This window comes from Caballeronia sp. LZ028, assembly GCF_031451415.1.
Taxonomy (GTDB): Bacteria; Pseudomonadota; Gammaproteobacteria; order Burkholderiales; family Burkholderiaceae; genus Caballeronia; species Caballeronia zhejiangensis.
This window is the reverse complement of record NZ_JARUXN010000002.1, coordinates 310,520-335,101: the sequence shown is the minus strand read 5'-3', so window position 1 is coordinate 335,101 and position 24,582 is coordinate 310,520. Positions and strand designations below refer to the sequence as shown.

At 65.2% G+C, this 24,582-nt stretch carries 24 protein-coding genes; 6 read left to right on the top strand and 18 right to left on the bottom strand.

Translation table 11 applies throughout. The features are described from left to right. Positions 1–3: 3 nt before the first annotated feature. From QCE58_RS15735 to QCE58_RS15690, 10 genes are all read right to left on the bottom strand, one after another. Positions 4–1,311 (bottom strand): chloride channel protein, encoded by a 1,308-nt coding sequence (locus QCE58_RS15735; protein ID WP_250522623.1) that lies wholly within the window; start codon positions 1,309–1,311, stop codon positions 4–6. A gap of 48 nt (positions 1,312–1,359) precedes the next feature. Continuing rightward, positions 1,360–1,758 (bottom strand): MarR family winged helix-turn-helix transcriptional regulator, encoded by a 399-nt coding sequence (locus tag QCE58_RS15730; protein ID WP_008345341.1) that lies wholly within the window; start codon positions 1,756–1,758, stop codon positions 1,360–1,362. Positions 1,759–1,807: 49 nt separating this feature from the next. Continuing rightward, a complete protein-coding gene (locus QCE58_RS15725) occupies positions 1,808–2,209 on the bottom strand; it encodes a hypothetical protein (RefSeq protein ID WP_008345340.1) in 402 nt (133 codons plus the stop codon). Between the two features lie 11 nt (positions 2,210–2,220). Beyond that, positions 2,221–5,481 (bottom strand): adenylate/guanylate cyclase domain-containing protein, encoded by a 3,261-nt coding sequence (locus QCE58_RS15720; protein ID WP_250522624.1) that lies wholly within the window; start codon positions 5,479–5,481, stop codon positions 2,221–2,223. 70 nt (positions 5,482–5,551) lie between these two features. After that, on the bottom strand, positions 5,552–6,316 hold the full coding sequence (locus QCE58_RS15715; RefSeq protein WP_008345338.1) for a hypothetical protein: 765 nt from the start codon (positions 6,314–6,316) through the stop codon (positions 5,552–5,554). 10 nt (positions 6,317–6,326) lie between these two features. After that, positions 6,327–6,761, bottom strand: coding sequence for a hypothetical protein (locus QCE58_RS15710; RefSeq protein ID WP_008345337.1), 435 nt, complete (start codon positions 6,759–6,761; stop codon positions 6,327–6,329). Positions 6,762–6,941: 180 nt separating this feature from the next. Beyond that, positions 6,942–8,480: a cytosine permease gene (locus QCE58_RS15705; protein WP_250522625.1), complete on the bottom strand. Its 1,539-nt coding sequence runs from the start codon at positions 8,478–8,480 to the stop codon at positions 6,942–6,944. 85 nt (positions 8,481–8,565) lie between these two features. Further along, complete coding sequence (locus tag QCE58_RS15700; protein WP_250457707.1) at positions 8,566–9,516, bottom strand: LysR family transcriptional regulator; 951 nt, start codon at positions 9,514–9,516, stop codon at positions 8,566–8,568. A gap of 10 nt (positions 9,517–9,526) precedes the next feature. Next, positions 9,527–10,993: an FAD-binding oxidoreductase gene (locus tag QCE58_RS15695; RefSeq protein WP_250522626.1), complete on the bottom strand. Its 1,467-nt coding sequence runs from the start codon at positions 10,991–10,993 to the stop codon at positions 9,527–9,529. 33 nt (positions 10,994–11,026) lie between these two features. After that, positions 11,027–11,353, bottom strand: coding sequence for a cupin domain-containing protein (locus tag QCE58_RS15690; RefSeq protein WP_309779955.1), 327 nt, complete (start codon positions 11,351–11,353; stop codon positions 11,027–11,029). Between the two features lie 222 nt (positions 11,354–11,575). On the opposite strand from QCE58_RS15690, the gene QCE58_RS15685 reads away from it, so the two are divergent. The 3 genes from QCE58_RS15685 (at position 11,576) to QCE58_RS15675 (ending at position 14,971) form a co-directional block, all read left to right on the top strand. Continuing rightward, positions 11,576–12,421, top strand: coding sequence for a helix-turn-helix transcriptional regulator (locus tag QCE58_RS15685; protein ID WP_008345332.1), 846 nt, complete (start codon positions 11,576–11,578; stop codon positions 12,419–12,421). Between the two features lie 113 nt (positions 12,422–12,534). Further along, on the top strand, positions 12,535–13,485 hold the full coding sequence (speB, locus tag QCE58_RS15680) for an agmatinase (protein ID WP_008345331.1): 951 nt from the start codon (positions 12,535–12,537) through the stop codon (positions 13,483–13,485). A 16-nt stretch (positions 13,486–13,501) separates the two neighbouring features. Then, positions 13,502–14,971 (top strand): aldehyde dehydrogenase family protein, encoded by a 1,470-nt coding sequence (locus QCE58_RS15675; RefSeq protein WP_250522628.1) that lies wholly within the window; start codon positions 13,502–13,504, stop codon positions 14,969–14,971. Between the two features lie 69 nt (positions 14,972–15,040). Here QCE58_RS15675 and hfq read toward each other — a convergent pair whose 3' ends face one another. Together hfq and QCE58_RS15665 are read right to left on the bottom strand one after the other, a co-directional pair. Continuing rightward, positions 15,041–15,319 carry an RNA chaperone Hfq gene (gene hfq, locus QCE58_RS15670; RefSeq protein ID WP_008345329.1) on the bottom strand — a complete coding sequence of 93 codons (279 nt, stop codon included), beginning with the start codon at positions 15,317–15,319 and terminating at the stop codon, positions 15,041–15,043. 225 nt (positions 15,320–15,544) lie between these two features. Further along, a complete protein-coding gene (locus QCE58_RS15665; RefSeq protein ID WP_008345328.1) occupies positions 15,545–16,210 on the bottom strand; it encodes a TetR/AcrR family transcriptional regulator in 666 nt (221 codons plus the stop codon). A 188-nt stretch (positions 16,211–16,398) separates the two neighbouring features. Between QCE58_RS15665 and QCE58_RS15660 the strand changes: the two genes are divergently transcribed. Genes QCE58_RS15660 through QCE58_RS15650 form a run of 3 tightly spaced genes read left to right on the top strand, consistent with a single transcriptional unit; the run spans position 16,399 to position 20,566 of the window. Continuing rightward, the gene (locus QCE58_RS15660; protein WP_008345327.1) at positions 16,399–17,526 is read left to right on the top strand and encodes an HlyD family secretion protein; all 1,128 of its coding nucleotides are present in this window, start codon (positions 16,399–16,401) and stop codon (positions 17,524–17,526) included. Next, complete coding sequence (locus QCE58_RS15655) at positions 17,519–19,093, top strand: MDR family MFS transporter (RefSeq protein ID WP_250442145.1); 1,575 nt, start codon at positions 17,519–17,521, stop codon at positions 19,091–19,093. The genes QCE58_RS15660 and QCE58_RS15655 overlap by 8 nt, the downstream gene beginning before the upstream one ends. 3 nt (positions 19,094–19,096) lie before the next feature. After that, positions 19,097–20,566 carry an efflux transporter outer membrane subunit gene (locus QCE58_RS15650; protein ID WP_372492611.1) on the top strand — a complete coding sequence of 490 codons (1,470 nt, stop codon included), beginning with the start codon at positions 19,097–19,099 and terminating at the stop codon, positions 20,564–20,566. Here the strand turns inward: QCE58_RS15650 and QCE58_RS15645 are convergent. Genes QCE58_RS15645 through QCE58_RS15620 form a run of 6 tightly spaced genes read right to left on the bottom strand, consistent with a single transcriptional unit; the run spans position 20,563 to position 24,559 of the window. Further along, positions 20,563–20,733, bottom strand: coding sequence for a hypothetical protein (locus QCE58_RS15645; protein ID WP_008345324.1), 171 nt, complete (start codon positions 20,731–20,733; stop codon positions 20,563–20,565). The genes QCE58_RS15650 and QCE58_RS15645 overlap by 4 nt on opposite strands. A 20-nt stretch (positions 20,734–20,753) precedes the next feature. Next, positions 20,754–21,503 (bottom strand): IclR family transcriptional regulator, encoded by a 750-nt coding sequence (locus tag QCE58_RS15640; RefSeq protein WP_250522629.1) that lies wholly within the window; start codon positions 21,501–21,503, stop codon positions 20,754–20,756. Positions 21,504–21,521: 18 nt separating this feature from the next. After that, positions 21,522–22,274 (bottom strand): amino acid ABC transporter ATP-binding protein, encoded by a 753-nt coding sequence (locus tag QCE58_RS15635; protein WP_008345322.1) that lies wholly within the window; start codon positions 22,272–22,274, stop codon positions 21,522–21,524. Further along, entirely contained in the window at positions 22,271–22,915 is a 645-nt protein-coding gene (locus tag QCE58_RS15630; RefSeq protein ID WP_008345321.1) for an amino acid ABC transporter permease, read from the bottom strand. The genes QCE58_RS15635 and QCE58_RS15630 overlap by 4 nt, the downstream gene beginning before the upstream one ends. A 21-nt stretch (positions 22,916–22,936) precedes the next feature. Then, complete coding sequence (locus QCE58_RS15625) at positions 22,937–23,653, bottom strand: amino acid ABC transporter permease (RefSeq protein ID WP_250522630.1); 717 nt, start codon at positions 23,651–23,653, stop codon at positions 22,937–22,939. 51 nt (positions 23,654–23,704) lie between these two features. Further along, positions 23,705–24,559, bottom strand: coding sequence for a transporter substrate-binding domain-containing protein (locus QCE58_RS15620; protein WP_008345319.1), 855 nt, complete (start codon positions 24,557–24,559; stop codon positions 23,705–23,707). Positions 24,560–24,582: the final 23 nt, after the last annotated feature.

The following is a 24,582-nucleotide window of genomic DNA, read 5'->3' as shown; positions in this document are numbered from 1 at the left end:
GCGTCACTTGCCCATGTACTTCTGCGCGAGCGCTTCGTAGAGCGGCGGTGCGAACAGCTTCGACACCTGGCTCGCAATCAGCGCGGTGGCCATCAGCGACAGCACGAGCGCGTGACCGTTGATCATCTCGATGACGATCACGAACGCCGTGATCGGACTCTGCGTGACGGCGGCGAGATAGCCGACCATGCCGAGCGCGATCAGCATCGGCAATTCCATGTTGCCGAACACGAGATGCAGCGCATTGCCGATGCCCGCGCCGATCGCGAGCGACGGCGCGAAAAGTCCGCCCGGCGCGCCCGGCAGATACGACCCGACCATCGACGCCATTTTCAGCAACGGATAGCTCGCGCCGACTTCCGTGTGGCCTTCGAGCATGCCGCGCGCTTCCGCATAGCCGCTACCGAAGGTATGGCCGCCCGCCACCACGCCGATGACCGCGATGGCGAGCCCGCACGCCGCGCCGAACGCCACCGGATGCGTCTGACGCCAGCTCGCGAGACGGCCCGGCATCCAGCGCTCCGTGTTGAGCAACAGCCAGCAGAAGATGCCGCCCGCGATGCCCGTCACCACGCCGAGCAAAACGACGGCGAGCGCGAGCGATTCGGGGAAGTGTCCGGTGAGATCGATCGTGCCGAAGTAGACGTAGTTGCCTTGCAGCGCGAGCGAAACGATGCCGGCAAAGATGATCGCCGTAATCAGCACGCCGCTCGTGCGCTGCTCGAAGCTGCGCGTGAGCTCTTCGATGGCGAACACCACGCCGGCGAGCGGCGCATTGAACGCCGCCGACAATCCCGCAGCCGCACCCGCGAGCGCGAGATTGCGTTCCAGCGCGCCGCCGCGCATGTTGCGCAAGCGTGTGGGATAGAAGCGGCGCAAGCTGAACATGAGCGCCGCGCCCACATGGATGGTCGGCCCTTCGCGCCCGATGGTGAAGCCGCCGAGAATCGACAGAAACGATATGGCGATCTTGCCGACGAGAATGCGCAGCGTGAGCAAGCGCGGCCCGAGCTCGCGCTTGTCGTGCAGCATCGCGATGACCTGCGGAATGCCGCTGCCTTCGGAGCCGGGAAAGAAGCGGCGCGTCAGCCAGACAGCGAGCGCGCCGATCGCGGGCGTGAGCAGCAGCGGCAACCACCAGTAGACGGCGACGACGCGCAGAAAAGCGTCGTACCCGAAGTCGATCAGCCGTGCATACATGACCGCGACGAGCCCGGTCGCGATCGCGCCGAGCCAGAACACGCCGTAATGCAGCCACAGTCTGCGCGCGCGCAGGATGGTGCGCCGGTCGATGAATCCAGGAATGTGCATCGGGGAAGCCGCCTAAAATTTAAGGCACATTGTGACATAAAAGTTGCATCACACTTCCTGCGGACCGAACACCCAGCCGAACGATCCATAGTGCGCCTTGTGTTCTGCAGCGAGCCTGAGCAGGCACCGCTCGCCCTTCGCGGTGAGGTGAACCTGCACTTGACGGCGATCGGTCTTGTCGGTTTTGCGCGTGACGAGTCCCGCCGTCTCGCATCGCGACACCAGCGCCGCGGTGCCGTTCGGCGCGGCCTGCAGCCGCTCCGCGAGCTCGCCCACGGTGGCCCAGCGCCGTTCGGGAAATCCGCGTACATGCAGAAGCAACTGGTACTGAAGCGTCGTGATGCCGGCCGCGTTGCAGACTTCCTCCGACACGCGCAGGAACTTGCGCAGCTCGTAACGGAAGCTCGACATCGCTTCCAGATCCTGCTTGTTGATGCTCGATGACATTGGCGATCCTGATTCGAGATTGGCTTGCTCGCGGATCATACGACGCCGGCTACCCGAACACGCGTCGCCACGCCACCCGAAGGCGCCGCGCGCGGTCCTCGAACAGATACGAAGCGAGCAGCGCGAGAAGCATGGAGACGGCGCCCGTCAGCACATGCTCGACGTAAGGCAGACGATAGTGGCCCGGATGCGCATACGCATCGCCGATCGCGGTGAGCACGCCGACGAGCGCCGCATTGCCGTACCGGTTTCCGTAGAGTTTCGCGGCGGGCGTGAAGGTCAGAAGCAGCGCGAGCAGTCCGGTCAGAAGCCCGGTCTTGAACGCCACCATCCAGTGCGCGGCGCTGGCGATATTGCCCCAGCTGCCGGGCATGCACGTCATGCATGCGCTCGTCGGCTGCCAGAAGCGTTGAACGAAGACCTTGATTCGACGCGTCCATTCGTTCCACATGATCGCCGTCCTCATCGACGCAGCGCGTCATCGATTGCTGCGAGTGCGTAAACCAAGCCGCGCTTCCTGCCCTCTTGCGCGAGCCGCTGTAGCGCATCCGTCGACGCCGCTTTCCGGTCGCCCTTGCCATGCGCGACGAGCGCGCGCGCCCGCGCCACGACGAATGCCGAAAACGGCGATGGCTCGCGTCGCGCGTAATCTTCGAGCGCCGCAGCGTGATGCGCGGCCGCGTCCAGAAGTCCGCGATCGAGGCACGCGTCTATCGCGTCGCGCCGAAAGAGAAAGTGGTTGTGGCTCACCGCGCCGCTGGCGAGCAGAGCTTCGCCTTTCGCAAGCGCGCTGTCGAAGACCGCGACGTCGTCCGTCGAACGCGCCAGCACGCCGAGATATGCGGCGCCCAGATACGTCATGCCGGTCTCGCGGCTGATCGACAGCGCCTCTTCGATATCGTCGAGCGCGTCGCGCCGGCGTCCCGCGACACGATGCAATTCCGCGCGCAACGCGAGCGCCTCGCCTTCGAAGCGCCTCGATTTCAGTTCGCGCGCACAGCGCAGCGCCGGGCCGACATGCTCCCACGCGCGATCCCACTGCGCGAGATCGTGCAGGCAGTGAAACGCCGCATGATGCGCAACCGCGAGCGCCCGCAACTGCCCGACCTTCTCCGCCGCGGCCACGCTCGCGAGCGCCGCATCGAGCCCCGCGTTCGCCGCGCCCGCGAACCATGCGGTGATCGCGTGCATCGGCAGATTGGCGACTTCGATCCGTCCGAATCCGTGGCGCCGGCACAGCTCGATGCAGCGGCTGAAGGCGTCGTTCGCGCTGATCATCCGTCCGCGCATGTACTGCGCGTCGCCGATTCCGCCGAGCGCGGCGGCCTCCAGTTCCGCGTCGCCCGCTTGCTGCGCGAGCGCGAGGCTGCGTTCGTGTTCGCGCACGCAGCCTTCGATATCGCCGCGCGGAAAACACAGGTTGCCGCGCAGGAAATGGATGCGCGCTTCCTCGCGCAGCAGTCCTTGCGCGGTCGCGGCCGATGCGGCGCGATTCAGATCGGCCCACGCACCGTCGAGATCGTCGATGACGCGCTTCACCGTCGCGCGCCCGATCCACGCGTGACAGCGCGCCGTGTCGGTCGTGGCGAAGCCGAGCGCGGTTTCGAACGCCGCGAGCGCCGATGTCATGTCGCCCGCGTCGTGCAGGATCGTGCCGCGCAGGCATTCGAGCGCGGCGCGGTCGCTGTCCGCATCCGCGATTTCGAGCCCGCGCGCGACGAGCCGAAGCGCCGCTTCATGCCGATACGCCGACGCCTGCACGCGCGCCGCGTCGCAATAGGCGAGCGCCGCTGCGCGATCCGCGGCGCGATCGAGATGCTCGGCGCGCAGAACCGGATCGCGCTCGCCGAACCACTGCGCCGCGCGACGATGCAACGCGCGGCGACGGCTTTTCAGCAGCCCGTCGTAGATCGCGTCGCGGATCAGCGCGTGGTGGAAGATGAAGCCGGCGCCCTGGCGTCGCACCAGGCGATCCATCGACGGCGATTCGAGCGCGGCGCCCGCGCCGGTTTCATCGACGAGAAAATCGACTGCATCCTTCTCGACGAGCTGCCCGAGCACCGACGCCGCCTGCAAAGCGGTCTTGCCGGCGGAATCGAGCCGGTCGAGCCGCGCCTGCACGAGACTGCGCACCGAGCCGGGCACGCCGGATTCCGCGCCGTCCTGCGCGTGGTTCAGCAACTGTTCGAGAAACAGCGGATTGCCCGCCGCCCGCGCGATGCAGCGCTCCGCGAGATCCGCCGTCGCGCCGGGAAACGATTCGGCCATGACGCGCGCCTCGCTTGCGCTCAACGGTCCGAGATCGATGAGCGAATACGGCGCGCCGTGCGCGGCGTGCCAGGACGCGTCGAAGGTTTCGGATAACGGGCGCGCGGTCAGTACGAGCACGGCCGCGCAATCCGCCGCCGTCGCGGATAGCGCCGCGAGGTCCGCCAGCGTCGGCGCATCCGACCAGTGAATGTCTTCGACGGCAAGAAACCGCGGATGCCGGCCGCTCGCGCGACGAACGAGCCGCGCCACGACATCGCGCCGGCCGCGAACGCGCATCGCGTTGTCCATTGCCTCGAAGACCGTGCGATCCGCGAGCGGCATGGGCATGTCGAGCAGGTCTTCGAGAAAGAGCGCATCGCCTTCATCGATCGAACCGGCGGCGATCGCCTGGGCGATGCCCTGCCCTATCGTTGCGTCATCGTTCGGATCGTCGAGCGCGAGCAGTCCGCGCACGAGCGATTGAATCGCGCCTCGTCCGGTCGCCGCGCCGAAGTCGAGCACGAGCCCGCCGTGACAGACGAATCCCGCATCCCGCGCGGCGCTTTCGAACGCTTCGACGAGGCGCGTCTTGCCGATGCCCGCCTCGCCGCGCAGCACGATCGTGCGTCCATGGCCCGTCGCGCGGCACGAGCCGAGCACGGTCCGGAACGCGAGCAGATCTTCGCAGCGGCCGACCATCGGCCGGATCGGCGGCGCGTGTCGAATGCCGGCGATGCGCCATGCCGGAACCGGATCGGCGAATCCCTTGACGGACAGCGCGCCGCGTTCGACGCAATCGAGACGCTCGGCCAGATGACGCCGCACGGCCTCCGATATGAGGATTTCTCCCGTGCCGGCCGCGTCCGTGAGACGCGACGCGAGATTGACGGTGTCGCCCGTGACGGTGTACGCCCGATGCGTCGCGCTGCCCGTGCCGCTCGCGACGACCTCGCCGCCCGCAATGCCGATGTGCACGCAAACCGCGCGACCGAGCGCGCGCGACAGGCCGGGCATCGCGTCGTCGATTGCGAGCGCGGCGCGCACTGCGCGTTCGGCATCGTTTCCATGCGAGACCGGCGCGCCGAAGACCGCCATCACCGAGTCGCCGACGTGCTTGTCGACATGGCCGCCATGCAGCTCCACGATGCGATCGACCTGCTCGAAGTATCGATCGAGCACGTCGAGCACTTCTTCCGCGTCGATTTCCCGGCTCATCTGCGTGAAGCCGCACAGGTCGGCGAAAAGCACGGCGACTTGCCGCCGCTCTCCTTCATCGCCCGGTTTGATGGACGCATGCGGCAGTCCGGCCAGCGCATCGAGCAGCTTGCGCCGATGCCCGACCGGCGCGACGCCGAGTTCCTTCAGGTCGTCGGCGGTGAGATTGCGCAGCACGTCGGCGTCGATGGCGTTCTCGCGAAACACCGGCTCGTACCGTTCCATTCCGAGGCTGCGCAGCCAGGCGGCGACGTCCACGATCTCTCCTGGGCGGAAGATCTGCTTCCACTCAAAAAGATAGCACGCAGCCGGACGCGCGCCATGGCTCTCACGCTCCGATCGACTGCAGCAACCGCGTGAGATCGCGCGGCTCGACGCGGATCAATCCGCCTTTCGGACTGTCGATGTCGGCGATCAGCGCGAGTGACAGCGCGACCGTCGCCGGAAGAATCGTGATGAGCAGCCCTTTGGTCAGCTTGCCCTTCGCGCCGTAGCCCTGCATCACGCAGCCGAGCAGCGCGATGATGATCATCAGATACCACGCGCCCAGCGGAATATGGTTGATGCGCGCTGCCTCCGAGTAGTCCTGCGAGTTCAGCACGTCGTTCATGCCGGCGACGACGAGCGCGCCGATGGGCGTCGGCTGATCCTTCGCCACTTGCGTCGCGAGCTGCCACAGCTCCGTTTCGACATTCGACGTATCGCGGACGATCGTCGCGAGCGCATCGGGCGCGCGCGTCGTGTAGTTCGCCAGTCTCAGCTTCGTATAGCGGAGCAGCGCGGACTTGATCTTCGCGCCGGTCGCGGCATCGACGAGATCGGCGCGCGCATATTCGGTGCCGATCGCGTTCGCCTCGCTTTCCTCCAGCGTCTTGCGCAAGTCGTAGCGATTCACCGCCATCGAAAGGCTGAAGCCGACGAGCAGCGCAAGCAAGGTCAGCGTGGAAGTCTGGATGATGTTGAAGTCTTCGCGATCCTCCGGCGGCAGCACGGCGAAGCGCCGCAATACGTGCGCGCCGCACGCCACCGCGCCGATGAACAGCGCGAGCAGCACGACGAACAAACCTTCCGGATGATCGACTAAAACCGTCATCGGCGCTCCTTCAGCGCGCGTCGGCCACGGAAGATTCGGCGCTCGCGAGCATCGTCGCCAGCGTCGTTCCGGCGAGCGCCGGCGCGTCGACGTGAAAGAGCGCATCGCCGAGCGCCGCGCGCGCGCCGATCCGTCCGGCGAGCCATGCGCGCAAGCCCGCCTCCGGCATCACGACGATGTTGCTGCGCCGCGATGCGTCGGTTGCGTCCTCGAAGTCCTGTGCATCCGCGAAGTTAAGGAAGTTGGCGTACTGCTGATTGATGTCGAGCGTCGCGCGCGTCGCCGGCTTCGACGCCGCGCCCGTCCCGCCCGATGGCGACGCGTCGGCCTGCGCCAGCGCATCGCCGACGACGCCCGACAGGCCCGTCGCCATGCCGGCGACCGCAACGTTCTTTAGAAAGACTCGACGCGCTTCTGCATCGGCTGGATGTTTCGGCTCGGACATCTCGTCTCCTGTCGGGGAATGCCGGAACGCATTGTATTCCGTCTCGAATCGCCTTTGCGATCCGCACTGAAACACACGCGTCAATAACGTCCATGTGTTGAACCGATACTGGAAAAGCGCTGGATCAACGGTGGATTAAATCTATCGTCCGAATGTTCGAATAGACGAGCGTTATGAAAGTCAATCCTCGCGCACGCGCGCCGTGATCGGAACGTGCGCGCTCGTGCGTGAAGATTCGCGCGACGCGCCGACGAGACGGCGCCCTTGCGGACCGTGAACGGCGTCGGGTTCGGGAAAGAGCCGCAGCATCGTCAGATACAGCGCGCCGCCCACGACGAACGAAACCGGCACGCTGAGATCGCAGCCGCCCGCGAGCGCGCCGAGCGGCCCGGCGAACTGTCCCGGCAGATTCACGAACGTCAGCCCGATGAACGCGGCCGGCAGCCATGCGCCCATCGCGCGCCAGTTCCAGCCGTGGCTATACCAATAGTGGCCGCCGCGCCCGCCGCGATTGAACACTTGCAGATCGTCGGCCAGATAGAAACCGCCGCGCTGCACGAAGCCGATCACCATGATCGCCATCCACGGGCAACTGAAGGTGCAGATGAGCGTCGAGAACGTCGCCACGCTTTCCACGAGGTTGAACGCGAAACGCCCCACGAAAATGAAGCCGATGGCGAGCAGGCCGATCAGCGCCGTCGCGCGCACGCGGTTGAGGAACTTCGGGAACATGCTCGACGTGTCGAGGCCCGTGCCGTAGAGCGCGGTCGTGCCCGTCGACAGTCCGCCGATGATCGCGATCAGACACATCGGCAACAGGAACCAGCGCGGCGATACCGCAAGCAAGCCGCCCACGTAGTCGTTCGAGCTGATGAAGCTCGGCGCTTGCGTCGCGATGATCGTCGCGGTGACGAGGCCGAAGAGGAACGGCAAGAACGTCGCGATCTGCGCGAGAAACACGGCGCCCATCACGCGGTGGCGCGGCGTTGATTGCGGAATGTAGCGCGCCCAGTCGCCGAGCGTCGACGCGAACGAAACCGGATTGCTCAACGCGACCAGCGCCGCGCCGACGAACGCCGCCCAGAAGCCTGCGCTGCCGTGCTGAAGCGCGCCCGCGTAGTGGACGTCGAAAGGCTTCGCGAACGCGAATGCGCCGAGCACGAACATGAGGCTCGCCGCCCACACGGCGATCTTGTTCACCCACAGCATGAAGCGAAATCCGTAGATGCAGACGATCAGCACGAGCACCGCGAACACCAGATACGCCGTGCCGAGCGTCCACGGATTGACCGGCAAGCCGATCATGTCGTGCGCGCCGCCGACGAGCGCATCGCCCGAACTCCATACGGCGAGCGAGAAGAACGCGACCGATGTGAGCACCGCGAGAAACGATCCGACGATGCGGCCATGAATGCCGAAGTGCGCCCCCGACGACACCGGATCGCTCGTGCCGTTGCGCGGCCCGAAGAGGCTCATCGGCGCGAGCATGCAGGTGCCCGCGAGCACGCCGATCACGATGGACCACACGCTCGCTTCGAACGAAAGGCCGACGAGCACCGGAAAGCTGCCGAGCACCGAAGTCGAAAACGTATTGCAGCCGCCGAACAGCAGGCGGAACAGATCGATGGGCCGCGCGGATCGCGAAGCGTCGGGAATGCGCTCGAAACCGTAGGTTTCGATCTTCGTGATGCTGGTGCTGTCGCTGGTGTTGTCTGCCATGTTGTCTCGCTCCATTGTTATCGGCGGTCATTCCGTTGCGTCGGAATGCGCGCCGTAATGCGTCATCAAGGCGTCGTCAAGGCGTTCACATCGGGCACGTTGCTACCGCGCGTTCAGGCTCATCGTGATGAATCTCGCGCGCGCCATAGACGCCGAAAAGGTCTTCACAGAAGGCTCGAACGATGGCTTTGTCGGCCATGTCGCGCTTCATCGCGAGATGCAGCGGCACGTCGAAGCCGAACGCGGTGCGTCCCAGCACGCGGATCAGTCCGCGCTGCTCGAAGGCGTCCGCGTGATGCGCGGGCAAATAGCCGATATGACTGCCCGACAGGATCAGCACGGTGGCCGCGTCGATGCTGTCCGCGATCGCCGTCACGCGCCGCTCGCCGATGCCCGCGAGTTCTTCCGGCACCGGATAGCTGCGCCAGATCCAGTCGTGCGCGCGCAGATCGTCGAGCGTCACGAGCGGGTCCGCATGAAAGAGCGGATGTCCGCGCCCGCAGCAGATCACTTGCCGCTCGTTGAACAGCCTGCTGTACGACAGCCCCGCGACGCGATGCCAGAAATAGCCGATCGCCAGATCGAGTTCGCGATTGACGAGGCTTTCTTCGAGTTCCTGCGGCGGCGCGACGTGCATCGCGAAACGCACGGCCTGATCGCGCTTGCGAAATGCGCCGATAGCTTCCGCGAGCCGCGCGTTCTCGACATGCGATGCCTGTCCGATCAACCCGATCGACAGCGTGCCGACCAGCTTGCGATCGATGTCGCGCACCTGCGCGACGAATTGCGATGTCGCGCCGATCAGCGCCCGCGCCGACATCACGAAACGCTCGCCTTTGGACGTCAGCCGAAAGCCGCCGCGTCCGCGTTCGCACAGCCTGAAGCCGACGCGCGCCTCGAGCGCGGAAAGCTGCGAGCTGATGGTCGACTGGCGCACGCCGAGCGACGCTTGCGCGGCGGTGATGCCGCGCGCGTCGACGACCGCGAGAAAGACGCGCACGAGGCGAAGGTCGAGATCGGATGTATTGGAGAACATGTCGTCGCGCTCACATCGGGAAGCCCATCGCCTTGATGCCCTTGATCCACGCGCGCTTCCAGCCGCCCTCGGCATCGGCGCCGTCGAATGCGTGGAACGTGACTTTCGCGGCGAGCCATCGCACCGGCTCGGGCGGAATGTAGGTCGGGCTTCGATTGGCGATGTCGAGCGCGCGCTCGGGACTGTCGCGATCGAAAAGGATGTTCAGGCCCATGAACGCGCCGAAGCGGCTCGCGGCCACGCCGAAGCCGGTGTAGCCCGCGACGAACACGGCCTTGTCGCCGAGATAGCGCTTCGCGAATACCGATCCGCGCGAGCAGTAGTCGATCGGACCGCCCCACGCGTGCGAGAAACGCACGTCGCTCAGTTGCGGGAACGTCTTGTAGAACGCCTCCGCGAGACGGTAGTACGTGTCGCGCTGCCGATCGCGCGGCGGATTCGGATCGCCATCGAAGTGATAACTCACGAGGCCGCCGAAGATGATGTTGTTCTTCTTCGTGAGGCGGAAATAGTTGAGCTGCGTGCGCGTGTCGTAGATGCCCTGACGCTGCTTCCAGCCGATGCGCGCAAGTTGCTCGCCGGTGAGCGGCTCGGTCGCGAGTACGTGATCGCGCACTTGCAGGACGCGCCGGTTGATATCCGGAATGCCGACTCTCGCGGTGCCGCTGCCCAACAGCACGCGCGGCGCGCGCACGCTGCCTGCGGGCGTCGTCACGAAGACGGTCGCGCCTTCGTCGATCACGTCGATCAGCGGACTGTGCTCGTAAAGCCGCACGCCGAGTTCGAGCGCCGCGCGTTTCAAACCCCACGCGAGCTTCGCCGGATGCACGATGCCGCTGCGATTGCGCGACCACAGCGCGCCCGCGAACAGCGGCGAATCGAGTTGTTCGCGCGTGGCCGCGGCGTCGAGCAGCGTGACGTCGTGGCCATACGATCTGTGCAGATCGTAATCGGCACGCAGATGGTCGATATGCTCGGGATCGACGGCGACCGTCATCTCGCCGTTCCATTCGATATCGGCGTCGATGCCGTAGCGTTCGAGCGTCTCTTCGAAGCCGTCGAGATTGCGCTGGCCGAAGGCTTCGAGCTCGGCGATATCGTTCGGAAAGACCCGCACGGCGTTGGGCAGGCCGTGCATCACCGATGTCGAGATGATGCCGCCCGCGCGCCCCGATGCGCCGTGCGCGACCCGTCCTGCTTCGATCAGCACGACGTCGAGTTCGGGCATCTGCTCTTTCGCCTGCACGGCGGCCCACAAGCCGGTGAAGCCGCCGCCGACGATCAGAAGATCGGCGCGTGTTTCGCCCGCGAGCGACGGTTCGGCCGGCGGCTCGGCGGGATTGTCGAGCCAGTAGGGAGAGAGCTTCGTGCGGGCGAGTGCTTCTTCGACGGTCAGTCGGGCCCGCTTGCGGCGCACATCGCGCGATGCGCCGGGTGCGGCGAAGTCGGCTTCGAACAGTTGCGCGCTTTCGTTCATGACGTGTCTCCTCCTCGGGCGCGGTGCGCGACGTTATTGCTGCGGTTCGAGCACGACGTAGAACTTCTTCGCGTCCTCGATCGTTTCCCAGCGGCCCGCGAAACCGGCCGGCAGCAGATAGCCCTCGCCCGCCGCGAACTCGCGGCGCGCGCCGTTCATATCGGTCAGCGCGATGCGGCCTTCGACAAGCCAGACGGCTTCGTCGGCGGTGGTCGCGGGGAAATCGACGGCGCCGACCTTGCCTTCCCACCAGCCGATCACGTAGTTGCCGGTCTTGCCTTCGGCCGCGCGCCAGTCGCTTTCGTCCATGCCGTAATCGAGTTGCGTGAATTGCCCGATGCCAGCGCCCAGCGGCGCGATGTCCTAAATCAGCTTGCTCATGTGTTTCCTTCGGTGCGTCGTTTTCAATGAATCGGTGCGCCAAAGTTACCGGGTCGACATGCCCCGGTATGCCCCCCCGCAGGGGGGACAAGCCGCGTTTCAGCGGTCTGCGGGTAAATACCTAGTTACCTCGAAATCCCCGTCTGGCGGGCGATACGGCGCTTGATCTACAATCGGACAGCCTTTTCTTTGGGGCGCGCCATGCTGCTCAACGTACCCCCGCTCAATCAGGATCAAGCCGCGTTTCCGCTGTCTTTCAAGACGCTCGGCAAAGTCATCGAAGCTGTCGGCACGCCGGATTTCGTGCCGCGTCTCACGCTGCTTCTCAATGAAGTCGTGCCGCTCAATGTCGTGCACATCGAACGTTCGCGCGTCGATCGCAGCAAGCCCACGGGGTTTCGCTGCGAGTGGATCGGCAGCAGCGGCGTCGGCATGGACACGAGCGTGATCTCCGATGTCATGACGCTGTACTACGACCGCTTCTACGACAGCGATCCGCTCTTCGCGGGCATTCGCGGCAAGGTCGGGACGATGCTCGTCGTGCGCGATATCGGCGCGATTCCGCCGGGCGAATTCCGTCAGCGGCTCTTCGACGAAGCGTCGATCGCGCACGAATGCGTGCTCGCGCGCGGCACGCCGCACGCGCAGGATTCCATCGCGCTCGAACGCGCGCTCGATGCGCCGCCGTTCACGCTCGCCGAGATGAACCGCTTTCGCAACGTGAGCGAGTTCCTGTTTCCGCTGCTGGAGCTGCATGCTTCGACGAGCGCCGCGAAACGCGTCGCGCATCCGACGTCGTTCCTGCATCCGCTCGCTCAGTTCGATGCGCGCATCGCCGAGGATCGCGTGCGTCTGTCGAAGCGCGAATACGAGATCTGCACGCATCTGATTACGGGCCGCACGGTGCCCGAAGCGGCGGAAATCATCGGTGTGCGAATCGGTACGGCCGAGTCGTATGTGAAGCGCGCGTTCGCGAAGCTCGGCGTGCGGACCAAGCGCGATCTGATCGCGTGGGGGCAGGAGCATCCTCGTCTGCACGCCACCTGAAGCCGCGTTCACATCGAACCGGCTCGATGTGAACATCTCCATTTCGTGATTCGCGCGGCGCTCGCCTCGCCTAACATCGCCCCGTCCTTACAACGATGACGGGAGATGTATCGATGCAGCGCGAACTCAATCAGCCGCTCGGCGGCAACGACATGCCGCGCTTCGCCGGCATCGCGACCATGATGCGGCTGCCGCAGGCGGCGAGCACCGTTGGTCTCGACGCGTGTTTCGTCGGCGTGCCGCTCGATATCGGCACGTCGAACCGTTCGGGCGCGCGCTTCGGGCCGCGCCAGATCCGCGCGGAATCGGTGCTGCTACGTCCGTACAACATGGCGACGGGCGCCGCGCCCTTCGATTCGCTGCAAGTGGCCGATATCGGCGACGTCGCGACGAATCCCTACGACCTGAAGGATTCGATGCGGCTGATCGAATCGGCGTACGACGAGATCGTCGCGAGCGGCTGTCGCCCGATCACGCTCGGCGGCGATCACACGATCGCGTGGCCGATCCTGCGCGCGCTGCACAAGAAGTACGGCAAGGTCGCGGTCGTGCACGTCGATGCGCACGCGGACGTCAACGACACGATGTTCGGCGAGAAGATCGCGCACGGCACGCCGTTTCGACGCGCGGTCGAGGACGGCCTGCTTCGCTGCGATCAGGTCACGCAAATCGGTCTGCGCGGCACGGGCTATCACGCCGACGACTTCGACTGGTGCCGCAAGCAGGGCTTCACCGTCGTGCAGGCCGAAGCGTGCTGGAACCGGTCGCTCGCGCCGTTGATGGAAGAAGTCCGCGCGCGCGTGGGCGACGCACCGGTGTATCTGAGCTTCGATATCGACGGGCTCGATCCCTCGTTTGCACCCGGCACCGGCACGCCGGAAATCGGCGGCCTTTCCGTGCAGCAAGGCCTTGAAATCGTGCGCGGCATGAAGGGCCTGAATGTCGTGGGCGCGGATCTCGTCGAGGTCTCGCCGCCTTACGATCAGGCCGGAACGACGGCGCTCGTCGGCGCGAATCTCGCATTCGAGATGCTCTGCGTGATGCCGGGCGTCGCGTACCGTTGAACCATCGAGGACGATCATGAATATCCGCGACAATCACTCGATTCTTCTGCCCGCCGCGACGATCGCGGGCACGCGCTATGGCGCATCGGTTCTGGAAGCGGGCAACGCGATCCACAACGCGTCGACGGGCGCGGTCATCGGCTGGCAGGAACATGCCGACGCCGCGCAAGTCGATGCCGCCGTGCGTGCCGCGCACGCCGCGCTCGATGCATGGCGCAACCGCACGCCCGCATCGCGCGGCGAGGTGCTGCGCAAGATCGCGCAGTCGCTCGCTGCGAACCGCACGCGTCTTTCGTCGATGCAGCAAGCAGTCAGCGGCAAGCCTCCGCTCGAAGCCGACACCGACGTCAGCGACGCCATCGCCACGTTCGACTACTACGCGGACCTGTGCGCGGACGCATCGCTTTTTGCGACCGAGACGCTGACATTGCCCGACGACGCCGTGACGGGCGAGCGCCATTACGAAGCGGTCGGCGTGGCCGCGCTGATCGTGCCGTGGAATTTCCCGATGGTCACGACCGCGTGGAAGATCGCGCCCGCGCTCGCGGCGGGGTGCACGGCCGTGCTGAAGCCGTCGGAATTGACGTCGCCGGTCGAGCATCTGCTCGCGGAAATCATGACGGCGGCGGGCGTGCCAGATGGCGTCGTGAATATCGTGAACGGCGGCGGCGAAGTCGGCGCGCTGCTCGCGGCGCATCCGCTCATCGACAAGATTTCGTTCACGGGCAGCACGGGCGTCGGCCGCAAGGTGATGCAGACGGCGGCGCAGGACATGAAGCGCGTGACGCTCGAACTCGGCGGGAAATCGGCGCTGATCGTGCGCGCCGATGCGGACATCGAGCACGCGGTCGCGCTCGCAATGGGCGGCGCGTTCACGAACGCCGGGCAAATGTGCTCGGCGACGTCGCGCATCCTCGTTCACGACGAGGTCTATCGCAAGTTCGTGGCCGCGCTCGAAGCGGCCGTGCGCGCGCTCGTGATTGCGCCGCCGCACGTCGAAAATGCCGCCATGGGCCCGCTCGTATCGCATGCGCAGCGTGCGCGCGTGCAGGCGCTCGTCGAGCAGGGCGTGGCGGACGGCGCGCGCATCGCGTTCCGCGGCGCGCTCGACGGCGCTTGCGCGGACGGCTTTTTCATGGCGCCGGTCGTCGTCGCCGAACCGGATGCCGCCAACGTGCTTTGGACGGAAGAAGTGTTCGGGCCGGTCGCGTGCGTGAAGTCGTTCCGCACCGACGATGAAGCCATCGCGCTCGCCAACGGCACGCGTTATGGGCTCGTCGCAACCGTCGTGACGCGCGATGAAGACGCCGCACGGCGCTTTCGCCATGCGCTGCGCGCGGGCCTCGTGTGGATCAACACACCGCAGTTGATCTTCCCGCAGGCGTGCTGGGGCGGACTCGGACTGAGCGGAATCGGCCGCGAGCTCGGCGTGGCGGGATTGCGCGGCTATCAGGAATTGCGCCACGCGATCGTGGCGCGCGGATAGTCGGCCGGTCGACGCGCGTGAGCAAGCTCACGCGCGCGTCGCTTGGGCCAACTTGCGCGCGAGACCGGACTAGCTGCGCGGCGGACGCGGCGGACGGTCGCCCGGACCACGGCTCTCGCGATGATTCGGCCGGCCGGGCGCGCCGTGATCTTCGCAAATGGTGGAAATCGCGTGCTTGAAAAGAACCTGGTTTCCGCTCGTCGAATTGAGATAGACCATATACGTGTCGAACGACTGGATATGGCCCGTCAGCTTGATCCCATTAACGAGATAAATGGAAACCCGCTTGCGTTCTTTGCGCAGCGCGTTGAGAAAATCGCCTTGAATGCTGGCTGGACTGTTGGACATTTATGACCCGTGTTTAACCGAGCGCAGGCACCCCGACCGACCCTCGTCATTCGTGGAGCCTGCTTTTTGTGCTCGGCATGTTTTCTTTGGACAAGTCATTATCCCGTTTCCGCGCCGTTGTTGCGATGAAAAGATAATCGCCCTATATGGCGCATGGCCGTTTCCGTCGAATCGTCGGACAAAATACGACGAATCATGGCCGATAGAGACTGGAAGGCCCGTCCATCATTTGAGCACCGCCGCCTCCACGGCGGCGAGATACGCGGCGAGCGCCCGCTTGACCTCGCGCAGATAACGGCGCGCCAGTTGCACGTCGCCCATTGCGGGACGCAGCTTGACGGCCAGAGCGCCGCTCGCGAGCGCGTGCAGCATGTCCACGTACAGTTCGCGCTCGGACGCTTTCACGCCGGGCATGCGCGCGTCGATCACCTTGCGCATCATGCTGGACTTGCGCTTTTTCTTCGCTTCATCGTGCGGCATGACCGACATCAGAATCAGGAGATCGGTCTTGCGGTCGAAATATTCGATATGCGGCGACATGATCCGATCGATCACCGCTTCCGCCGACAACGCCCGCCAGGTCTCGCTGTCGACCCGCGCAAGTTCGTCTTCGAGTTCCTGCAGCGCCGCCGCGTGGCGGTCCCACAACGCGGCGAGCAACGCGTCGCGATCCGGAAAGAAGTGATACATCGAGCCGATCGGCGTTTGCGCACGCCGCGCGACGCCGTGCATCGTCACGCCTTCCAACCCCTTTTCGACGATCAGCTCGGCGGTCGCATCCAGCACCGCCTCGATGCGCGCGCGCCCGCGCGCCTGCAAGGGCGAACGAGCCGTGCTGGCGCGCTCCGGATCCTGCAATTCGCTTTCATTGTCGGCGCGAGCCTTCTTCATTGTCTCTCCTCGAGCAAGGTCAAACTAGACGCTCGCGTCTAGATTCGTGCATACTAGACGGCATCGTCTAGTTTGGCGAGCGCGTCGCGGTGACATCGTAGTCATTTCTGGCCGCAACGCCCTCGCCGTCCCGCATTCATCGAAGGCTACCGCACCCGCGCGGTGGCGCGAAAGCTCCCGGAGAACACATGTCAGTCACAGCGCCCACGCACGGCGGCCAACCCGCCGACGCCGTCGAACGCAAACCGTCACGCAAACGCCTGCTGATTGCAATCGGCATCGTCGCGGTCGTCGCCGGCATTGCATGGGGCGTGCGCTGGTGGACGGTCGGCCGTTTCGTCGAAACCACCGACGACGCCTATCTCAAGGCCGACAGCGTCACCATCGCGCCGAAAGTAAGCGGCTATATCACCGAAGTGCTCGTCGCCGACAATCAGGCGGTCGAGGCCGGCGCGCCGCTCGCGCGGCTCGATACGCGGCAGTATCAGGCCTCGCTCGATCAGGCGAAGGCCGCGCTCGATGCGCGCGCCGCCGACATCGACCGCGCCGAAGCCGAGCTGAAGCAGCAGCACGCCAACGCCGATCAGGCGAAGGCGCAGGCCGAAGTGTCGCGCGTAAGCCTCGCGCATGCGGAAGACGACGTGAACCGTTATCGTCCGCTCGTCGCGACGGGCGCCGAAACCGCCGAGCGTCTCGCGAGCCTCGTCTCCACGCGCGATCAGGCGCGCGCCACGCTTGCCGCGAATCTCGCCGCCGCGCGTTCGGCATCGACGCAGATCGGCGCGACCGAAGCGCAGATCGCGCAGGCGCGCGCGCAAGTCGAAGCGGCGCAGGCGCAACTGAATCAGTCGAAGCTCGATCTGAGCGACACGACGCTCGTGAGCCCGGTCGCGGGGCGCGTCGGCGATCGCACCGTGCGCGTCGGCCAGTATGTGCAGCCGGGCACGCGCTTGATGACGGTCGTGCCGGTCGAGGCGCTCTATCTGGAAGCGAACTTCAAGGAAACGCAGGTCGGGCGCATGCGCGTCGGCCAGCCGGCGACGCTGCACGTCGATGCACTCAAGGGCACCGAGTTGCACGGCGTCGTCGAAAGCTTCGCGCCCGGCACCGGCGCGCAGTTCGCGCTGCTGCCGCCGGAGAACGCGACCGGGAACTTCACGAAGATCGTGCAGCGCGTGCCGGTGCGCATTCGCGTCGATACGGGTCCGCAAACGCGCAAGGTGCTGCTGCCGGGCCTCTCGGTAACGGTCGATGTCGACACCAAAACCGCCACCGACGACAGCCATCGCATCGCGGCGGAAAATCGCCATGACTGAGGCCGCCGCGCATCCGCATCGCGCGAGCGCGACCGACTGGATCGCGGTCACGGCCGGCGCGCTCGGCGCGCTGATGGCCACGCTCGACATTTCCATCACCAACTCCGCGCTGCCGCAGATTCAAGGCGAAATCGGCGCGACCGGCACCGAAGGGACCTGGATCTCTACCGGCTACCTGATGTCGGAAATCGTGATGATCCCGCTCGCCGCGTGGCTCACGCGCGTGTTCGGGCTGCGCAATTTTCTGCTCGGCAACGCGGTGCTCTTCACGCTGTTCTCGGTGATGTGCGGCTTCTCGACGTCGCTGTCGATGATGATCGTGGGCCGCATCGGCCAGGGCTTCACCGGCGGCGCGATGATTCCGACCGCGCAGACCATCATCCGCACGCGGCTGCCGCGCGAGCAGATGCCCGTCGGCATGACGATCTTCGGCCTGATCGTGTTGCTCGGGCCGCTGCTCGGACCCGTGCTGGGCGGCTGGCTCGCGGAGAACATCTCGTGGTCGTGGTGCTTCTTCGTCAACGTGCCGGTCGGCTTCGCGCTCGTCGCATTGCTCATCACCGGCTTGCCGGCGGAGAAGTCGCATTGGGAATCGTTCTTCAAGGCCGACTGGATCGGCATAGCGGGACTCGCCATCGGCCTGAGCTCGCTTACCGTCGTGCTCGAAGAAGGCCAGCGCAATCAGTGGTTCGAATCGCATGAAATCGTGATGCTCACGTGCGTCACGGCGTTCGGCTTCCTGCTCATCGCGATCTCGCAATTCGTCGCGACGAAACCAATCGTGCGGCTGTCGCTGCTGCGCAATCCGCGCTATGCGAGCGTGATTCTGATCGTGTTCGCCGTCGGCGCGGGGCTGTATTGCGTGTCGTTCCTGCTGCCGCAGTTTCTGAGCGTCGTCGCGGGCTATAACGCGCTGCAATCCGGCGCGATCATGCTCGTGTCGGGCGTGCCCGCGTTTCTCATCATGCCGGTGCTGCCGCGTCTGCTCGGCAAGGTGGATTTTCGCGTGCTCGTCATCTCGGGCCTCCTGTGCTTCGCCGCGAGCTGCCTGCTCGATATCTCGCTCACCGCGCAAAGCGTCGGCCACGATTTCTTCTGGTCGCAGATCTTGCGCGGCTTCGGCCAGATGCTCGCGATGATGCCGCTCAATCAGGCGTCGATGGCCGCCGTTTCGCGCGAAGAATCCGGCGATGCGGCCGGCCTCTACAACATGGCGCGCAATCTCGGCGGTTCGGTCGGGCTTGCGATCATCGGCACCGTGATCGACCGTCGCAACGACTTTCACACCGCATCGATCCGCGAATCGCTGACGGCGAATTCCGTCATCGGTCAGGAACGCATGGCCGCGAGCGCCGCCAGCTTTTTCGCGCAGGGCGGCGACATGGCGCACGCGAAGATGCAGGCGCTCGGCCAGTTGTCGATGCAAATCGGTCAGCAGGCGATCGTCATGACTTACTCCGAAACCTTCTACGTGCTGGCGATCGCGCTGCTCGCGTGTCTGCCGCTCGCACTCTTGCTCAAGACGCCGCGCGGCCAATCCGGCGACATGTCTTCTGCCGGCCACTGATTCATGAACTCATCGACGATGTTCCCTCGCACGCTTCGCCTGACCGCCCTGCTTCCGCTCGCTGCTTTCGCGCTCGCCGCGTGCACGGTCGGCCCCGACTATCGCGGCGCGCCGGAAATCGCGCCCGACGCCGCGAAAAGCGCCGCCTTCGTGCGCGCGCCGGCGCAGGGCGTCGTCGCGACGCACGCGCCCGCGACGTGGTGGCAAGCGCTCAACGATCCGCAACTGAACGCGCTCATCGATGCCGCGTTCGCCCACAATCCCGATCTGAAGATGGCGCAGGCGCGCTTGCGTCAGTCGCGTTCGCAACTGCGCGGACAGCGAGCCAACGAGTTGCCGAAAGTGTCGGGATCGGCGGCGGCGTTGCGCATGCGCTCGCCGGATACGTCGATCTTCGGTTCGTCGGGCGATGACGGTTCGTCGGGTTCGACGGGACGCGGTCCGGTCGATTTCTACACCGTCGGCTTCGATGCCTCGTGGGAGCTCGATCTCTTCGGCGGCACGCGCCGCGCGATCGAAGCGGCATCCGGCGAAGCCGAAGCCGTGCACGCCGATCTTTCGGACGCGCAGGTGTCGCTCGCGGCGGAAGTGGCGTCGGTGTACATCGACTTGCGCGATCAGCAGGAACGTCTCGCGCTCGCGGAACGCACGGCCGAGTATCAGCAGCAGATGCTGACGCTCACCGAGCAGCGGCGCGCGCGCGGCACGGCGGCGGAAGTCGATGTCGAGCGGCTCACGACGCAAGTCGACACGACGCGTGCGACGCTCGTGCCCTTGCAGACGCAGATCACCGATTCGCTGGATCAACTCGCCGTGCTGACGGGCCGCGCGCCCGGCGCGCTCGATGCCGAACTCGGCGCGCGTGCGCCGTTGCCCGCGTTGCCGTCGTCGGTGCCGATCGGCGATCCGGCGGCCATGCTCCAGCAGCGTCCGGATATCCGCGCGGCCGAGCGTCGTCTCGCATCGAGCAATGCGCAGATCGGCGAGCATATTGCCGATTATTTTCCGAAGGTGACGCTGCTCGGCGATATCGGTTTCTCGGCATCGGAGCCGAGTCATCTGCTGCGCAAGCAGAATTTCTCGTGGGTCGGCGTGCCGTATCTGCAATGGAATCTGTTCGACTTCGGGCGCACGGCGGCGAATGTCGATGCCGCCAAAGCCGCGCGCGACGAAGCCGAAGCGCGCTACGAAAAGACCGTGCTCGGCGCGCTGAAGGACGCGAATTCGTCGCTGTCGCGTTACGGCAACCAGCGCGAGCATGTCGTGCGGCTGCAGCAGGTGCAGGCGTCGGCGGAGCGGTCGGCCACGCTCGTGCGGCAACGTTATACGGCGGGCGTATCGACGCTCATCGATCTGCTCGACGCACAGCGCACGCAATTCGCCGCGCAGCAGGACGTGGTCGCCGCGCAGGCCGAACTGCTGAAGGACTTCGTCGCGTTGCAGAAGAGTCTCGGACTCGGCTGGGCGACCTAAGCGTCTTCGGTCGATTGACGCTGCGACGCCATCTCCCGCTCGAACATCGGCGCATAGAACGCGACGGCCTTGCGCAAGATGTCGTTCACTTCCCTTAGCGCGACATTCTCTTCTTCGAGTTGCGCGATGCGTCGAAGCGGATCGTCGTCTGCGGCTGGCGTCGTCATGTGCGTTCGCGTGATGTGCGCTATCGATGCGACAGCGCCTTCGCCGATTGCAGAAGGTCGTCGAGCATCGACTGGCGTCGCTCCGGATCGGTGTCGCGGCCCGTCATGAAGCACAGCGCCGCGATCGGCAGTCCGGCGCGATCGCGCACGGGCGCGGCCATGCACAGGCGAAACGCGTTCGACAAGCCTTCGGTGCAGCAATAGTCCTGATTCTTCGCGGCTTGCACATCGCGCATGAATTCATCGAAATCGATGCGCACGCCGTTGTCGAGCGCGAAGTCTTCGGCGGGAATCAGGGCGCGGATTTCATCGGCGTTCAGGTGGCCGAGCAGCAGGCGTCCGGTCGCCGTCCACGGAATCGGCACGCGCACGCCGATATCCGAGCTGATGTTGAACGGCCGCGCGCTGTTTTCGGACAGCACCACGGTGTACTTGTTTCCTTCGAGCATGCAAAGCTGCGTGGTCTCGTCGTACTTGCGCACGAGCGCGAGTATCGACTGATGCGCGCGGCTGATGAGGTCGTTGTGCGTCGCGTAGTCGGAGCCGTAGTAATGCATCTCGCGTCCGAAGAACACGCTGCCATCGGCCGATGTCTCGAGCCAGCCCACTTCCGCCAGGATCGCGACCAGCTCGTAGATGCTCGAACGCGGCGCGCCGGTCGCTTCGATCAGCTCGCGCATCGTCATCGGGCGCTGCGCGAGATGCAATTGCCGGAACATGGCGATGACCCGATCGACTCCCCTCGCTCGCGACGATTCCGTGACTGCCATTCATTCGCTCCGTGTGCGTCAGTGGTCGAGCACGCGATGCAGGAACTGCCGCGTCCGCTCGTTGGATGGATTCACGAAAATCTGCTCCGGCTCGCCCTGCTCCGCGATCACGCCTTTGTCCATGAAGACGACCCGATCGGCGGTCTTGCGCGCGAAACCCATCTCGTGCGTGACGACGACCATCGTCATGCCATCGCGTGCGAGTCCGCGCATCACTTCGGTCACTTCGCCGACGAGTTCGGGATCGAGCGCCGAAGTCGCTTCGTCGAAGAACATGATGCCCGGCTCGACGGCGAGCGCCCGCGCAATCGCGACGCGCTGCTGCTGTCCGCCGGACAACTGGCTCGGATAATGATCCGCACGGTCGGCAAGCCCGACGCGATCGAGCACGTCCATCGCGCGCTTGCGGGCATCGGCGGGACTCATCTTGCGCGCCTTGATGAGCGCGAGCGTGACGTTGCCGAGCGCGGTCTTGTGCGGAAAAAGATTGAACTGCTGGAACACCATGCCGACGTGGCCGCGAATATCGCGCGCGCGTTTCGGGTCGTGCAGCGGCACTTCGTTGACCCATACTTCGCCGGAATCCGTCGTTTCGAGCCCCGCCATGATGCGCAGCACCGTGCTTTTGCCCGAACCCGACGCGCCGATCAGCACGAGCACTTCGCCCGCGCGCACGTCGAGATTGATCTCGTTGAGCACGCGCGTCGCGCCGAATGCTTTGCTGACGCCCGACAGCGAAATAATGGGCCTGGTCTGACTTTGATTGCTCACGACAGTCTCCTGCGGTCATGGTGGCGCACCCATTGCGAAAGCGGGAAGCACACGACGAAATAAATGAGTGCGACGAGTCCGTAAATCTCGACCGGCTTGCCGATGCGATCGACGATCGCCTGGCCGCCGTGCATCAGCTCCGACATGCCGATCATGCTGACGATCGACGTATCTTTGATAAGCGAAAGATATTGGCCGATGAGCGGCGGCAACACGATCCTGCCGGTCTGCGGCAACACGACGAACGCGAACGCCTGCGTGCGCGACAGACCGAGAATCTGCGAGACTTCCCACTGGCCTTTCGGCACCGCTTCGATCCCGGCGCGAAAAACTTCGGCGATATACGCGCCTTGATAAACGCTCAGGCCGATCACGCCGGCGGCGAAAACATCGATCGCATAGCCGAAATACGAGACGCCGAAGTAGATGAACATCAGCGTGATGAGCACGGGCGTGCCGCGAAAGAGCTCGGTATAAAGCCGCGCGATGCGGTCCGTGCCCCACGGTCCGAACGATCGCAACACGGCGGCGAAAAGGCCGATCAGCGTGCCGCCGACGATCGACGCGACGGACAGCAAAAGCGTCGTCACGAGACCTTGCAGCAGGATCGACAGGCTGGTTCTCAGCAGTTCAAATGACATGATCCGACTCCGGTTCGGGCATCAGGCGCGATTGGCGCGGCGCAACGCGAGGCCGCCGAAGCGTGCGAGCGGCCGGACGACGAGCGGCGGATGAAACATGCGCGCGCCGAGCTGACCCGCGATCCACGACAGCACGTTGCTCAGCACGAGATACGCGACGAGCACGACCGAAAACGTCTGCACGTAGAGCAGCGTGCGCGAATTGATGACGGTCGCGGTGCCGGTGAGTTCGGGCAGCGCGATCGCGGAGAGCAGCGACGTGCCGAGCAATAGCTGGATCAGATAGTTGACGATCGCCGGATAGACCGCGCGCGCGGCCTGCGGCAAGACGATTTCGGTGAAGATCTGCCCGCGTTCGAGGCCGAGAATGCCCGCGGCTTCGAGCTGTCCGCGCGGCACCGACTGAATGCCCGCGCGAAACACTTCCGACAGATACGCGCCGACGTTCAGGCCCAGCGCGATCACGCCGGCCCAGTAGGCATCGAGCGCAATGCCCGCCGACGGCAAGCCGAAGAACACGATGAATATCTGCAAAAGAACCGGCGTATTGCGGATGACTTCGACATACGCGCGCGCGACGAAGCGGATCGCGGCCATCGGCGACAGGCTCGCCAGCGCGGCCAGCAAGCCGAGCACCAGCGACAGCACGAACGCGAGAAGCGTCACCTGCAGCGTCAGCCATCCGGCTTTCAGGAACTCGGGGACGTAGCCCCACAAGGTCAGCCATTCGTAGTTCATCTCGGCCTCCGCATCCGTCCGGTCTCGTGCGATATCGACATCACTTCATCCTCAGAACTGCGGATTGAGCGGGAAATGCGGATCGGTGCCGAACCACTTCTTGTAGAGCTGCGCGTTGAGCTTCGACGCGTTGATGTTGAAGAGGAACAGGTTCAGATAGTTGAGCCACGCCTGATCGCCGGCCTTCACGCCGAAGCCGTTGTATTCGAGCGGCACGAGTGCTTCGTTCGTGACGGTCAATTCGGGATCGAGCTTCGCCTGATACGCGAGGAAGTTGTTGTCCTCGATCATCGCGTCGGCCTGGCCTTGCTTGACGGCGAGAATCGCGGCCTGCGAGCTGTCGTATTCCTGGATCTTGATCGGGATGTTCAGCGAGCGGACTTCATCGCCGTTGGTCGAGCCCTTGACGGTCGCGATCGTGCGGTTGCCCATGTCCTGAACCGACTTGATGCCGCTGCTCTTCTTGACCAGCAGCGCCTCGCTCGCGACGACATACGGCGTCGTGAATTCGATGACCTTCGCGCGCTCCAGATTGCGCGTGAAGTTGCAGAACACGACATCGACCTTGCTCGTCTGCAGGTTCGGGATGCGGTTCGCGCTCGTCGTGTTCACGACTTCGAGCTTCACACCCATCTGCCTGGCGAGTTCCTTGGCGAGATCGACGTCGTAGCCGTCGGGCTGACCATCCTTGTCGTAGAAGCCGAACGGCGCGAACGTCAGACAGTCGCCGACCCGCAACGTCCCGCGCTGCAGAACCGCCTGGAGCGTCGACGAACCTGCCGCCGCCCCGGCGTTTGCGCCGCCGCCTTCGGCCGGCGTGGAAACCTTGGTGCAGGCGGCCAACGCCAGCGCGCCGGCGATGACGAACAGCGAAACGGTTCTGACGCCTATGTTCGAGAGTTTCATGAGCAGGTCCTTTCGAAGGATGG

What these genes read in the sequence shown, in the direction of transcription:
- QCE58_RS15735 (WP_250522623.1), bottom strand. Translation starts at nt 1,311, where the DNA reads ATGCACATTCCTGGATTCATCGACCGGCGCACCATCCTGCGCGCGCGC.
- QCE58_RS15730 (WP_008345341.1), bottom strand. Translation starts at nt 1,758, where the DNA reads ATGTCATCGAGCATCAACAAGCAGGATCTGGAAGCGATGTCGAGCTTC.
- QCE58_RS15725 (WP_008345340.1), bottom strand. Translation starts at nt 2,209, where the DNA reads ATGTGGAACGAATGGACGCGTCGAATCAAGGTCTTCGTTCAACGCTTC.
- QCE58_RS15715 (WP_008345338.1), bottom strand. Translation starts at nt 6,316, where the DNA reads ATGACGGTTTTAGTCGATCATCCGGAAGGTTTGTTCGTCGTGCTGCTC.
- QCE58_RS15710 (WP_008345337.1), bottom strand. Translation starts at nt 6,761, where the DNA reads ATGTCCGAGCCGAAACATCCAGCCGATGCAGAAGCGCGTCGAGTCTTT.
- QCE58_RS15705 (WP_250522625.1), bottom strand. Translation starts at nt 8,480, where the DNA reads ATGGCAGACAACACCAGCGACAGCACCAGCATCACGAAGATCGAAACC.
- QCE58_RS15700 (WP_250457707.1), bottom strand. Translation starts at nt 9,516, where the DNA reads ATGTTCTCCAATACATCCGATCTCGACCTTCGCCTCGTGCGCGTCTTT.
- QCE58_RS15695 (WP_250522626.1), bottom strand. Translation starts at nt 10,993, where the DNA reads ATGAACGAAAGCGCGCAACTGTTCGAAGCCGACTTCGCCGCACCCGGC.
- QCE58_RS15685 (WP_008345332.1), top strand. Translation starts at nt 11,576, where the DNA reads ATGCTGCTCAACGTACCCCCGCTCAATCAGGATCAAGCCGCGTTTCCG.
- speB (WP_008345331.1), top strand. Translation starts at nt 12,535, where the DNA reads ATGCAGCGCGAACTCAATCAGCCGCTCGGCGGCAACGACATGCCGCGC.
- QCE58_RS15675 (WP_250522628.1), top strand. Translation starts at nt 13,502, where the DNA reads ATGAATATCCGCGACAATCACTCGATTCTTCTGCCCGCCGCGACGATC.
- hfq (WP_008345329.1), bottom strand. Translation starts at nt 15,319, where the DNA reads ATGTCCAACAGTCCAGCCAGCATTCAAGGCGATTTTCTCAACGCGCTG.
- QCE58_RS15665 (WP_008345328.1), bottom strand. Translation starts at nt 16,210, where the DNA reads ATGAAGAAGGCTCGCGCCGACAATGAAAGCGAATTGCAGGATCCGGAG.
- QCE58_RS15660 (WP_008345327.1), top strand. Translation starts at nt 16,399, where the DNA reads ATGTCAGTCACAGCGCCCACGCACGGCGGCCAACCCGCCGACGCCGTC.
- QCE58_RS15655 (WP_250442145.1), top strand. Translation starts at nt 17,519, where the DNA reads ATGACTGAGGCCGCCGCGCATCCGCATCGCGCGAGCGCGACCGACTGG.
- QCE58_RS15650 (WP_372492611.1), top strand. Translation starts at nt 19,097, where the DNA reads ATGAACTCATCGACGATGTTCCCTCGCACGCTTCGCCTGACCGCCCTG.
- QCE58_RS15645 (WP_008345324.1), bottom strand. Translation starts at nt 20,733, where the DNA reads ATGACGACGCCAGCCGCAGACGACGATCCGCTTCGACGCATCGCGCAA.
- QCE58_RS15640 (WP_250522629.1), bottom strand. Translation starts at nt 21,503, where the DNA reads ATGGCAGTCACGGAATCGTCGCGAGCGAGGGGAGTCGATCGGGTCATC.
- QCE58_RS15630 (WP_008345321.1), bottom strand. Translation starts at nt 22,915, where the DNA reads ATGTCATTTGAACTGCTGAGAACCAGCCTGTCGATCCTGCTGCAAGGT.
- QCE58_RS15625 (WP_250522630.1), bottom strand. Translation starts at nt 23,653, where the DNA reads ATGAACTACGAATGGCTGACCTTGTGGGGCTACGTCCCCGAGTTCCTG.
- QCE58_RS15620 (WP_008345319.1), bottom strand. Translation starts at nt 24,559, where the DNA reads ATGAAACTCTCGAACATAGGCGTCAGAACCGTTTCGCTGTTCGTCATC.